The sequence below is a fragment of the Bradyrhizobium sp. genome, from assembly GCF_017881085.1.
GTDB lineage: Bacteria > Pseudomonadota > Alphaproteobacteria > Rhizobiales > Xanthobacteraceae > Bradyrhizobium.
Window position 1 is genome coordinate 1 of record NZ_JADGRI010000161.1, and the last position, 11665, is coordinate 11665.

General features: G+C 64.0%; 14 protein-coding genes. 5 read left to right on the plus strand and 9 right to left on the minus strand.

Going from position 1 to position 11665, the window contains the following annotated elements; translation table 11 throughout:
• Nucleotides 1-238: 238 nt before the first annotated feature.
• Entirely contained in the window at nt 239-1246 is a 1008-nt protein-coding gene (locus QZ213_RS16140) for a tetratricopeptide repeat protein (RefSeq protein WP_291687088.1), read from the plus strand.
• A 37-nt stretch (nt 1247-1283) separates the two neighbouring features.
• Here the strand turns inward: QZ213_RS16140 and QZ213_RS16145 are convergent, their stop codons facing one another.
• Both QZ213_RS16145 and QZ213_RS16150 read right to left on the minus strand, forming a co-directional pair.
• Complete coding sequence (locus QZ213_RS16145) at nt 1284-1505, minus strand: hypothetical protein (RefSeq protein WP_291687089.1); 222 nt, start codon at nt 1503-1505, stop codon at nt 1284-1286.
• An 81-nt stretch (nt 1506-1586) separates the two neighbouring features.
• Nucleotides 1587-2276, minus strand: coding sequence for a cyclic nucleotide-binding domain-containing protein (locus QZ213_RS16150; protein WP_291687090.1), 690 nt, complete (start codon nt 2274-2276; stop codon nt 1587-1589).
• Nucleotides 2277-2537: 261 nt separating this feature from the next.
• Between QZ213_RS16150 and QZ213_RS16155 the strand changes: the two genes are divergently transcribed.
• Nucleotides 2538-3128: a hemerythrin domain-containing protein gene (locus QZ213_RS16155; protein ID WP_291687091.1), complete on the plus strand. Its 591-nt coding sequence runs from the start codon at nt 2538-2540 to the stop codon at nt 3126-3128.
• Between the two features lie 209 nt (nt 3129-3337).
• On the plus strand, nt 3338-3544 hold the full coding sequence (locus QZ213_RS16160) for a hypothetical protein (protein WP_291687092.1): 207 nt from the start codon (nt 3338-3340) through the stop codon (nt 3542-3544).
• A gap of 133 nt (nt 3545-3677) precedes the next feature.
• Here the strand turns inward: QZ213_RS16160 and QZ213_RS16165 are convergent, their stop codons facing one another.
• The 6 genes from QZ213_RS16165 to QZ213_RS16190 all read right to left on the minus strand — a co-directional run bounded on the left by QZ213_RS16165 (nt 3678) and on the right by QZ213_RS16190 (nt 9179).
• Nucleotides 3678-3884 carry a hypothetical protein gene (locus QZ213_RS16165; RefSeq protein ID WP_291687093.1) on the minus strand — a complete coding sequence of 69 codons (207 nt, stop codon included), beginning with the start codon at nt 3882-3884 and terminating at the stop codon, nt 3678-3680.
• 8 nt (nt 3885-3892) lie between these two features.
• A complete protein-coding gene (locus tag QZ213_RS16170) occupies nt 3893-4270 on the minus strand; it encodes a hypothetical protein (protein ID WP_291687094.1) in 378 nt (125 codons plus the stop codon).
• A gap of 163 nt (nt 4271-4433) precedes the next feature.
• Nucleotides 4434-5237, minus strand: coding sequence for an RMD1 family protein (locus QZ213_RS16175; RefSeq protein WP_291687095.1), 804 nt, complete (start codon nt 5235-5237; stop codon nt 4434-4436).
• Between the two features lie 135 nt (nt 5238-5372).
• On the minus strand, nt 5373-7637 hold the full coding sequence (locus QZ213_RS16180; RefSeq protein WP_291687096.1) for a xanthine dehydrogenase family protein molybdopterin-binding subunit: 2265 nt from the start codon (nt 7635-7637) through the stop codon (nt 5373-5375).
• A complete protein-coding gene (locus QZ213_RS16185) occupies nt 7627-8685 on the minus strand; it encodes a xanthine dehydrogenase family protein subunit M (protein WP_291687097.1) in 1059 nt (352 codons plus the stop codon). Before QZ213_RS16185 ends, QZ213_RS16180 begins: the two co-directional genes overlap by 11 nt.
• Nucleotides 8682-9179 carry a 2Fe-2S iron-sulfur cluster-binding protein gene (locus tag QZ213_RS16190; RefSeq protein WP_291687098.1) on the minus strand — a complete coding sequence of 166 codons (498 nt, stop codon included), beginning with the start codon at nt 9177-9179 and terminating at the stop codon, nt 8682-8684. Before QZ213_RS16190 ends, QZ213_RS16185 begins: the two co-directional genes overlap by 4 nt.
• Nucleotides 9180-9404: 225 nt before the next feature.
• On the opposite strand from QZ213_RS16190, the gene QZ213_RS16195 reads away from it, so the two are divergent.
• Both QZ213_RS16195 and QZ213_RS16200 read left to right on the plus strand, forming a co-directional pair.
• Nucleotides 9405-10046, plus strand: coding sequence for a TetR/AcrR family transcriptional regulator (locus QZ213_RS16195; RefSeq protein ID WP_291687099.1), 642 nt, complete (start codon nt 9405-9407; stop codon nt 10044-10046).
• A gap of 106 nt (nt 10047-10152) precedes the next feature.
• Nucleotides 10153-11307: a DUF3095 domain-containing protein gene (locus tag QZ213_RS16200; RefSeq protein ID WP_291687100.1), complete on the plus strand. Its 1155-nt coding sequence runs from the start codon at nt 10153-10155 to the stop codon at nt 11305-11307.
• A gap of 1 nt (nt 11308) precedes the next feature.
• On the opposite strand, the gene QZ213_RS16205 is transcribed toward QZ213_RS16200, so the two are convergent.
• Nucleotides 11309-11665, minus strand: a 357-nt coding sequence (locus QZ213_RS16205) for a DUF2147 domain-containing protein (RefSeq protein WP_291687101.1), incomplete at its 5' end; no start/stop codon positions are given.

Sequence of the window (11665 nt, forward strand, 5' to 3'; positions counted from 1 at the left end):
CTACAACAGCCGATCAGCGAATCCACAGTTCCGCGCGGCTTGGAGTTGCGCACCGAGCCGCGGCTGATAGGTCATGCCGCCGCGGCATGGGTGGTTGTCTGGGATCAGCCGAAGCGTCAGCGCCAGCCGCGATTCTCGCCGGGGAAAAGGTTCTGAGCCCGCGTCGCTCCGAGGTTGCGCCAAGCCGAGATAGAATCGCCGTTCGCGGTGAGCGCCAACTGCAGGATTCCTCGATATGATGAGATCACTGTTCGCAGCCATTTGCATGGTCCTGTTTGTCACGGACGTGCAGGCCGCCGGCGTCGCCGACCTCAGGGCTGCGCAGGCCGCGGCTGAAAAGGGCACCGGCGACGAAGCCATCCAGCTCTTCACCCAGGCGCTGGCCGCGGGCGATCTCTCGGCCGACGATCAACTGATCGCGCGCAAGGGCCGCGGGCGCGAATACTCCGCCAAGAGCCTGATCGCCGATGCCTTCAACCGGCTCGACGACGGCAAACGCCTGCGCGACAACGCGATCGCGGATTTCTCGGCTGTGCTCGCCGCAAAACCCGAAGACGTGGCCATTCTCACCGAGCGCGGGCAAGCCTACCATATGAACCAGCAGTTCGATCCAGCGGTCGCTGATTTCAGTGCTGCACTGAAACTCAAAGCTTCGCCTCCCACCTTGCTGCAGCGCGCGACCAGCCTGCGCGCGAAGGGCGCCTATGACCAGGCGATCGCGGATTGCACCGCGGCGCTTGCCAGCGATATCAAGGACGCCAATCTTGACGTTTGGGATATCTACAATGAACGCGGCTACGCCGAATTCCTGGCAGCCCGTTATGATGCGGCGGCCGCCGACTTCGACAAGGCGCTTGAACTGGGAGCGAGTTCGCGGGCCGACGATGTGTTGTGGATGCCCTACCAGATCGCCTGGTTGCATCTTGCCGATGCGAGGGCGGGCCACGACGACAGCAAGAAACTTGATGGCCTTGCCGGCAAGGTCAACCTGAAGCAATGGCCGGGAACGCTGATTGCGTATTTCCTCGGCCAGATCAAGCTGGAGGAGGTTTCCGCCGCATCTAACCACGGCGCGATGGGACGCGGCCGCGAATGCAGTCTCTCGCTGTTTGTGGGCGAGGATGCCCTGGCCAGGGGCAATCGCGAGCAGGCCCGGCAGCCGATGCTGCGCGCCCGCGAAGTGTGCAACATTCATACCCTGCAATATCTCGTCGCGGGCACCGAGCTCGATCGCATGAAAAATTGAATGAGGTTGACGGGGAAGCCACCGAATTGAAAATGCGTCAGTTCAGCAACCGCCGCTCATATTTCTGCAAGCGCTTCTTGATCTCGGCCAGATTCTTCAGCGCGTCGGCGACCGTCAGCACCCTGAGCCGTTCAGGCCCTGTCTCGATCCGCATGGCCCAGGCCATTTGCTTCTCCGCCAGCGTCTCCAGCTCCTCCGGGCTGAGGTGAGCGCTTAACGCAGGTCTTGCTGGTGCTGGCGTGCCCGTACTATCGAACATGAAAAGCTTCCTTTCCGACGACCTGGTTGTCCGTTCGGTCTCAGGTGATCCATAGCGCTGGCAGGGCCGAGCCTGCGATCGTCAAATCTGCGGCTGATAAGTTCTCCCCGTCACCATAAGCGTATGCTCCAGGCCGGTCAGGAACACGCCTTTCGGAACGATGCGAATGACGTTCTTTTGTTCGAGCTTGGCGAGCGTCCGGCTCACGGTCTCGAGCTTCAGGCCGAGAAAATCGGCGATATCCTGACGCCGCATCGGCAGCGGCACCGTTTCCGAAAACGGCGTGATGCGCGCCAGGCGGTTGCGCCAGCTGACCAGGAACATCGCGACCTTTTCCTCGGCCGATCCGTTGCCGAGCAGCAGCAGCTGGTCCTGCGCCATGTCGAGTTCGCGGATCGCGAATTCGATGATCAGCCGCATGATGTTGGGGCTGGATTGAATGAACCTGGTGAGGTCGTCGCGCGAATACCGGCACAGTGAGACTTCGCCGATGGCGTCGGCCGAAAAATTATACCGCTCGGCGAACGGCATGCCGAGGAAATCGCCCGGCAGCGCGAATGCCAGAACCTGGCGGCGTCCGTCCGGCAGCAGCTTGTAGAGGCGCACCACGCCTTGCGAGAGTCCGAATACGGTATCGGCAACGGCCCGCTCCGAAAATATCGTTTTTCCCGAGCGGAAATAGACCTGCGTGGCCAACCGCTGAAGTTCACGGAGCTCTGGCACCTCGGCGGTTTTTCCGCTGAACAGAGAGGGGAAAAGAGCACGTGGCATTCGCCACCCCGTTTTTGGCGTCCCGGACTGAGTTCTGGAGGAATCCGCCAGCATGACTTCATATGCCCACTATTGCCGCGATGCGTCTTGACCCAAGTCAACTGATTGGCCGGACACGGAGAAAAGCCTGCACGGTGGCCGCGAGCGACCGGCCGGTTGCGCCGGGCCGCTGCGGAAATTCGCCGGCGAATTGATTTAGCGCAATGCCCGCTGTCGAGCCGGCGCTAGCGTTTGGTAGGCCCCGATTGGTCGAGGGTATCGATGCCGAAGATCATTGAAATCCTGCTGGAAGAGCATCAGAACATCGAGAAATTGCTTCTGGTTCTCGAGCACGAACTTGAGATATTCGATTCGGGCGGGCGGCCTGATTACGAGATCCTGCAGACGATGATCCAGTATTTCCAGGATTATCCGCAAAGCTGCCATCACCCCAAAGAAGAGATGATCTTCGAGAAGCTGAAGGCGCGGGATCCCGCCGGGGCAAAGCGCTTCGGCGACGTGGAGGCGGAGCACGAGGTTGAAAGCCGGCGCCTGCAGAGCTTTGCCCGGGCTGTCGATTCCGTGCTGGCCGACCAGGAATTCCTGCGCGAGAGTTTTCATCTCGCCGTGCAGGAATTCGTCAAGCATCAGCGCGAGCACCTGCAAAAGGAGGAGCGCCTGCTGTTCCCCGCCGCCGCGAAGGCCTTGCGAAGCGAAGACTGGGCGGAAATCGACGCCCGGCTGGACGATCGGAAGGATCCGCTGTTCGACAGCGTGGTCGAGGAAAAGTTTCATAATCTGCAAAAGACCATCCTGCGATGGGAGCAGGAGACCGAGGAAACCCGCGCAGCCTTGCTGCGCGCAGGGTCCTGAGACGAAACGACCGTGCTGGGTCCGGGCCGTCCTCAGCCTTGTTGCGCCCTGCAGGGTGCAGACGCCGGCGAGATTTCGTGAGCTAGATCCGATCCGGCTGGCGGCGCCTGAATTGATGCGGATCAATTCAGGCGGGACCATTCGGCGCTATTGATGAAGTGCCGGGTAATGAGTGTGTCGCGTCAATTCCAAGATGCGAGGAGCTGTCCATGATTACGTCCAACCTGGCCCGGGTACCTGCCGAACTTCCGCACGAGAAAGATCTGACCGAAGACAGCGGCGCCCGACGCCCGATGTCGCAGCAGGATGCCGCCGACTGCCATGGTCACGACATGCATCCGCAGAAATTTGTCCGGCTGGTCGGCTGCCATGAATCAAATTCAGCACGGGACCAAGTCCCCTATCGCTTGCATTAGGGCGTTTTCAAGCGAAGTGGACACCGGTTCGCGCAAAGAAAACGCGTCAAGAATCTGGAGCTTCGGTTCTGATTCAATCAGAACCGATCATGCTTGAGGCGCTGCCAAGCAGAGAAATCGATTTCGCGGCCGCTCAGCCCAGCTGGCTGATCTGCTCTTCGGTCACAACGCGCTCGACCTTTTCGGCCTCGCACTTGATCCGGTAACGGGTGCGTCCGTCCGCCTCGATCGGCAGGCGCGCGGTAACGGTATAGACATTGCGCTGCTTCGGAATTTCGCGACCCTGCGGTCCCTGAAATTGCAGGAGCACGCTGTCGTTGATCGCGTAGCTGTAGGGCATCTCTCAGATCATCCCCTCGGTTTTGGCAGGTCAATACGCTCGTCGGCGAATTCCGGCGGACCCTCCGTGAGCCGGCGGATGCGACGTTCGCGTTCTGCGGTGGGAAGCGACGGATCAAGCGACTGATCGATCTGCCTGACTGCCAACCCTTCGATATCGACGGGGTCGCGCCGGGCTGAAGCGTGCGGAACCGCCGATGCCGACGCGTCGAGGCCGAGCTGCACCAATTCCCTGATCGCGTCGGAGCGGTTCATGTCATGTGCTTCCGCCCAGCTATCGACCTCCGAGGTCACCGCTTCCGACAGCTTCACCGCGCTGATGGCGTCCCGATCCGCACTGGGACGGCGGATCGTGTGGTCGGGATTCTTCCTGCTGGAGTCGGTCACATTTCAAATCCGCCAGTCGACAGACTAACATTTAGGCGCGTTTTTCGCCCGGCGATTTGACCTTGATCAATGTCGCCTCCGCGAGCTCCGCCAGCCGAAACGCTTCCTGGAGGCCCAAGGCACGCCGGAAAAATGGAAACGGATTTTCCGAAAAGATCATGATCTAATGCCTGTTGCGGGCGTAGATCTCATAGAACGCGATGACGATCTCGAACGCGATCAGGAATACCACGATGATCTCGAGGCGCAGCGAGCGCTTGGTGTCGACGATGTCGGCCAGCGTGGTGGCGGTGTCGGCAATGACCGCAAGCTTCCGGTTCAACGTCTCGGCGCGTTCGCTGAGCTCATATTCGTCTTCCAGCCGCGCATAGAGCCGTTCGAGGTCGGGCCGGTCCCACAGCACGTCCGGCTTCTCGCTGACGGCGACCCGGCCTGACAGGCGATGCTGCACCAGCAAGGCGTTGCCCATCAGCTTGAGAAGGTCGGTTCGGTTTCTCGAAGTCTTCCCGAATGTTGCGAGTTCGCGGGCAAACGGCTCGATGGTATCGAATACGTTGGTCACCTCCCTTTCGTCGCGTCCCAGCACAACGCTCTTGGCCAGCGCGTCGGATACGACGAGCAGCCGCTCCAGGGAGAATTCCCGCACCAGGATAGGTCCGCCGACCGGGATCGGCTCTTCGGCCTCCTTTGCGACCTGTATCTTGGCCCACTCTTCTTCCGGAGGCGTGATCTTGCCGAAGGTGCGGGCGCTCAATCTCTCGAGGAACTCCGCCTCTTCGGCGACCGACAGGCCGATGAACACCGCAACGCCATAGCGAAATAGCACCGCCAATCCATTCGAGCCCACCTGCACAGCCAGCGGGGCGCTCGACAAGACCTGGCCTTCGAAGCCGGCCGTATTGATGCGATCGCCGATCAGGAGGGCGTGCGCGGTCAGTTGCTGGGCGGTCGGATCCGGCTTGGTCATCCTCTGAACGTATCAGACGGCGAGGGATTTTCGATGACGCCGATCAAGCGCCTCGCGTAAAGGCGCAGGGATCAAAAATGCCGCCAAGTCGATGACTTGGCGGCATTCTTTTTCGAAACCCTCGATTTTCCGACCTCAACCGGCCGTCACGAGGTCGTCGATCCCGATCGGAAAACGGCGCACCCGGATGCCGGTGGCGTGCCAGACGGCGTTGGCGACCGCGCCGGCCGAGCCGGTGACGCCGATTTCACCCACGCCCTTGATGCCCAGCGCATTCACATGGGGATCGTACTCGTCGATCATCAGGGCCTCCATCGGCGGCACGTCGGCATTCACCGGGACGTAGTACTCGGCAAGGTTGGCGTTGAGGATCCGGCCGGAGCGGTGGTCGATGATGGCCTTTTCGTGCAGCGCAAAGGACATGCCCCAGATCATGCCGCCGAAAATCTGGCTCTGCACCATGCGGGGATTGATGATCCGTCCCGTGGCGAAAGCGCCGACCATGCGGGTGACGCGGATCTGGCCGAGATCGGGATCCACCTTGACCTCGGCGAAGACAGCCCCGTGGGCATGCATGGCGTAGGTCGATTGCGCCGCGGGGTCGGCGGCGCCCTTGCCGCTGGCCTCGATCTGCGCAAGGCCGGCGCGCTTGAGAATATCGACATAGCTCTCGCTGCGACTTTCATCGTCGCGGCGGAACAGGCGGCCGTCACGCGCGGTCACCCCGGCGTTGCCCGCGCCGAACAAGGACGAGCGCTCGTCGCCGGTGGCGAGATCGGCGAGTTTGGCGATCACCGCTGCGCCCGCATTGTGGATCGCCATGCCCGCGGTGGCGGTGTGGGCCGAGCCGCCGGCGATGCCCGCGTCCGGCAGGTCTGATGTTCCCGACCTGAACTCCACCCGATCGACGTCGAGCCCCAGGCTGTCGGCCGCGATCTGCCCGAGCGCGGTCCAGGCGCCCTGACCCATGTCGTGCGCTCCGATCTCCATCAGGCCGGAGCCGTCGCCGCGCAACGCGGCGCGCGCTTCGGCCGCGAACATCAGCGCCGGAAAGGTTGCGGTACCCATTCCCCAGCCGACCAGCAGGCCCGCTCCGTCGCGCATCTGGCGCGGCTCGAGCGGGCGCCTGGCCCAGCCGAAGCGCTCGGCGCCTTGCGCGTAGCACTGGCGAAGCGCCTTCGAGGAGAACGGCTTGCCGGAAATCGGCTCGACTTCGGCGTAGTTCTTGATGCGGAAGGTGAGCGGATCGATCCCGCAGGCCCATGCCGCTTCGTCGATCGCGCTCTCCAGCGCAATCGAGCCTGTGGCCTCGCCGGGCGCGCGCATGAATAGCGGCGTGCCGGCGTCGACCCGGACCGCGTCGTGCGACGTGGCGATCGCCGGGCTCGCGTACAACGTATGCGAGGCGTCGGCGGCCGGCTCGAAGAAATCATCGAAACTGCTCGAGGCGATCCTGGCGTGATGGTCGATCGCCGTCAGCAAGCCGTCGCCGTCGAGGCCGATGCGAAGCCGCTGCCGCGAGGCCGAACGATGGCCGACCGGTCCATACATGTGCTCGCGGCGCAGCACGAGTTTCACGGGCTTGCCGACCAGCCGCGCCGCCAGGATGCCGAGCACCTGCGGCCCGGACATCAGGCCCTTGGAGCCGAAGCCGCCGCCAAGGAAGGGGCTGCGAATATGAATCTTGTCCGGCGAGATTCCGAACAGTCCCGCCAGCCGCCCCTGGGCGATGGCGAGCCCCTGGCTCGGCGTGTCGATCGACAGTTTATCGCCGTCCCACGCCGCAACGATGGCGTGCGGCTCCATGGCGTTGTGGTACTGGGCAGGTGTCTCATAGGTCGCATCGATGCGCTTCGATGCCGCAGACAAACCTGCCTCCACATCGCCGCGCCGCATTTCCGAAGGGTTGCCGACGCCGACGGCGGGTGGCACGAAGCTTTCGCCGCTATCCAGTCCCACGCGGGCCGGCAGCACGTCGTAGCGGGGCGAGAGCAGCGCCGCGCCTTCCGTCGCAGCCTCCAGCGTCTCGGCGATCACGACCGCGATCGGCTGGTTGGCATAGCGTACCTGGTCGTTCTGCAGGAGATCCAGCCGGAACATGAAAGGGTTGGTCTTGGCGTCCGGATCCTCCGCGAGCGGCGGCCGGTTGGCCGGGGTCATGACCTCGACGACGCCGGGGTGGCCCTTGGCCGCCTGTATGTCGAGAAAATTCACGCGGCCGCGCGCGATCTGGCTGACCGCGAGAACGGCGTGGAGCATCCCGGGCGGATGGTTGTCCGCGGCGAAGCGTGCCTCTCCCTTGACCTTGAGGACGCCTTCGCGGCGGGTCAGTGGCTGGCCGATATTCGAACCATGCCGCGCATGGGCAGGGGCTTGGGCAAGTCTGATCTCAGGCGTCATGGAGCACTCCGGATACGGATGCGAAAGGTGAACCGGGAAGGGCGGACATTCGCGCCGGCGTTCCCACGGCTGCGAGCGTGAGCGCCCGCACGATGATGCGTTTTGCGAGTTCGATCTTGAACAGATTGTCGCCGGAGGGTTTGGCGTCAGCCAATGCCGCTTCCGCGGCGCGGCGGAAGGTGGCGGCATCAGCACTGGCGCCCGCGAGAATATCTTCAGCCGGGCGGGCGCGCCACGGCTTTGCAGCCACGCCGCCGAGCGCAAGCCGCGCGTCACGGATCTTGCCCGCTTCGATTCGCAAGCCGGCGGCGGCAGATATCATGGCGAAGGCGTAGGAGGTGCGTTCGCGGACCTTGAGATAGCGGGCATGGGCCGAGAACGTGCGGACTGCAGGTGGCAGCCGCAGGGCGACGATCAAATCACCGGGCTCGAGCACGTTTTCCCGCTCCGGCGTATCGCCGGGCAGACGGTAAAGCGCCTCGAGCGCAATCTCGCGCCGGCCGGCTCTGCCCTCGATCTCGACGACGGCGTCGAGCGCAACCAGCGGCACGCAGAAATCCGACGGATGGGTGGCGATGCAGGCCTCGCTCCAGCCGAGCACGGCGTGCAGGCGGTTCTCGCCATGGCGGGCATCGCAACCGGTGCCCGGTTCGCGTTTGTTGCAGGCGCTGGCAGTGTCGTAGAAATATCCGCAACGCGTTCGCTGCAGCAGATTGCCGCCGACGGTCGCGGCATTGCGAAGCTGCGGGGATGCGCCGGACAGCAGCGCCTCCGCCACCGCGGGACAGGATTTCGCGAAATCCGGATCGTGCGCGAGATCGGCATTGCGAACCAGCGCGCCGATGCGGATGCCGCCATCGGCAAGATGTTCGATGCGGTCGAGCCCGGGCAGGCGCGTGACGTCGACGAGACGGTCCGGACGGCTGATGCCGCCCTTCATCAGGTCGAGCAAATTGGTGCCGGACGCGAGATACGCGCTACCCGGCACGGCCGCGGCAGCGACGGCGTCCGAGACGCTCGCGGGCCTGACGTATTCGAAGTTTTTCATGCGGAGCGCCTCTGGTTGGCGGTGGCGAGAGATTGCTGGGCGTCGAGCACCGCTTCGGTGATTCCCGCATAGGCGCCGCATCGGCAGAGGTTTCCGCTCATGCATTCGCGAATTCGCTCCGGGTCATCGCCGGCTTGCGCTTCCTCGATCAGGCCGATCGCGCTCATGATCTGGCCGGGCGTGCAGAACCCGCACTGGAAGCCGTCATGCGCGATGAAGGCGGCTTGCACCGGATGCAGCTGGTCGCCGCGCGCGACGCCTTCGATCGTGAGGATGCCGGCGCCGTCGTGGCTGATGGCCAAAGCGAGGCAGGAATTGATCCTCCGGCCGTCGACCAGCACCGTGCAGGCGCCGCATTGGCCGCGGTCACACCCTTTCTTGGTGCCGGTCAAATCGAGGCGCTCACGCAGGAGGTCGAGCAGCGTGACGCGCGGGTCCGACAACTCGACGTCCCGCCGGACACCATTCACGGTGAGGCTGATGGAGAGGTTCATGCAGTGCTCCGATCAATGCTATGGTCAAAATCAATTCGCTGCCGCCGAAGGGGATCGACGGGAATGTCCGGTCTGACGCTGATCTGGATATACGGAGGCACCCTCCGTTTTTCAAGGGAGGGGGCATGACTTGCGGAGCGGAGCCGAATTTCCGAAAAGATTATGCTTGAACAAAGGGATGAAACGATGATCCGGCTAAAAGTAATCGGATTGTGATCAAATCGGATGGCAGTTCGGTCCGCAGCAATTGTACGAAAGCCACGCGCCGACGCGATCCGTAATCGGGAGCGCGTGCTGGAGGCTGCGAAGGCCGTCTTCAGCGCCGGGGGGCCGGAGGCGAGCCTGGAGGCCGTGGCGAGAACGGCCGGGGTCGGCATCGGGACGCTGTATCGCCACTTCCCGACGCGCGAGGCTTTATTCGAGGCGGTCTATCGGCGCGAGGTGCAGCAGCTCAGCGAACTGGCCGAACAATTGAAAAGCGAGGCCGACCCGGTCGACGCCCTGCGGCGCTGGCTGCGGTCCAATGTCGAATTCGTCGCCACCAAGAAGGGGATGTCGGCGGCACTGGCGCTGGCGGTGAAAAGCTCGTCGGAACTCACCGCCTTTTCGTTCGAGCGCCTGACCAAGGCCGTCGGCGCCTTGCTGGACCGCGCCGTCGCCGCCGGCGAGATCCGCTCCGACATCAGCCCGGAAGACCTGCTGCGGGCGCTCGTCGGCATGTGCTATCTGCACGACCAGCCAGGCTGGCAGAAAAGCGTCGTGCGGCTGCTCGATGTCTTTGTCGATGGCCTCCGGGTGAGAGCCAAGGCCGACGAAAGCATCAAGGGCAGGCCGCCGCGGCGTGGATCTGGCAAGAGCCGCAAATAAGATCCGCCTATGGCGATATGGAGCCCGGAGCGCGCCATTTGAACCCGAATTCCGATCCCGCCCGTATCTGTTTGACGATTGCAAGAATCCGGATCATCCCGCGTCCATGAGCACACCAGGCGGCAGCGACAGCTTCTACGGCAGCATTCCGGTCTTTCGCGGCTTTGCCAGCCTGATGGACCCGGCGCTGTATTCGCCGCTGCCGGATGACTGGAGCATCGGCGTCGCCGATATCGTGGAATCGACCAGGGCGATCGCCGAGGCGCGTTACAAGGCGGTCAACATGGCCGGCGCCGCCGTGATCTCGGCGGTCACCAATGCGCTGGACGGGCGCGAGTTTCCGTTCGTGTTCGGCGGCGACGGCGCAAGTTTTGCGGTGTCGCCTGACGATCTCGGGCGCGCCCGCGAGGCGCTGGCGGCGACCGCGAGCTGGGTCAGGGACGATCTCAATCTGGCGATGCGCGTGGCGCTGGTGCCGGTCGCGGCCGTGCGGGCGCAGGGACTCGATGTCCGCGTCGCCCGCTTCGGGCCGTCGCCGAATTTGTCCTATGCGATGTTCTCCGGCGGTGGCCTCGGCTGGGCGGACGCGGCGATGAAGCGTGGCGAGTTCGCGATCGAGGTCGCGCCATCGGGGACGCAGCCCGATCTCACGGGATTGTCGTGCCGGTTCGAGGAGATTCCTTCCGCGCGCGGGCTCATCCTCTCGGTGCTGGTGGCGCCGGCGCGGAATGCCGACGCCAGCGCCTTTCGCAAGGTCATCGAGGATATCGTCGCCCTGGTCGAGCGCAGTCCCGATGCGGGGCGGCCGGTGCCCCCCGGCGGTCCGCCGCTGCGATGGCCGCCGGCCGGCGTGGACTATGAGGCGCGCGCGCAGCGCGGGGGATCGCTGCTCCGGCGGCGCGCCGGCGTACTCGCGCATACGCTGTTCGCCTATCTCATCATGCGCACCGGCATCAGCGTCGGCGGTTTCGTGCCGAAGACCTATGTGCAGCAGGTGGTGGAGAATTCCGACTTCCGCAAATATGACGACGGCCTGCGGATGATCCTCGACTGCACGCCGGAGCTGGAGCGCGCGCTGACGCAGCGACTTAGGCAAGCGGCCTCGGCAGGGACCGTGCGATACGGCCTGCACCGGCAGGATGCGGCGATGATGACCTGCTTCACGCCCTCGGCGCTGCGCAGCGATCATGTGCATTTCATCGACGGCGCCCGCGGCGGCTATGCCTCGGCGGCGACCGCGCTGAAAGCGATGCCGGCCTGAATCAGCGCGACGACCGGGTCCAGGTCTCGCCGCCGCACAGCGCGCCGACGCAGCCTTCGACCTTCAGGGTGTCGGGACCCGACACCGAAATGTTGCTCACATAGCTGTTGCCATCGTCGGCATTGTAGATCTGCCCGGACCATTTATTCGGGCCGGACGGGTGCATGCCCATGAACAGCGGCAGCCCGATCATGGGACGTTTGGCCAGCGCGGGATTTGGATTCTTGTCGTCGACCTGGGGTTTTCCGGTCGCGGGATTGATGGGGTCCTTGAGCCAGACGACGACCCCGCAAAGGCCGCCGCCGCATTTGCTGACACGCACTTTCGCGTCGCCCGCCTGGGTCAACCAGATACCGCC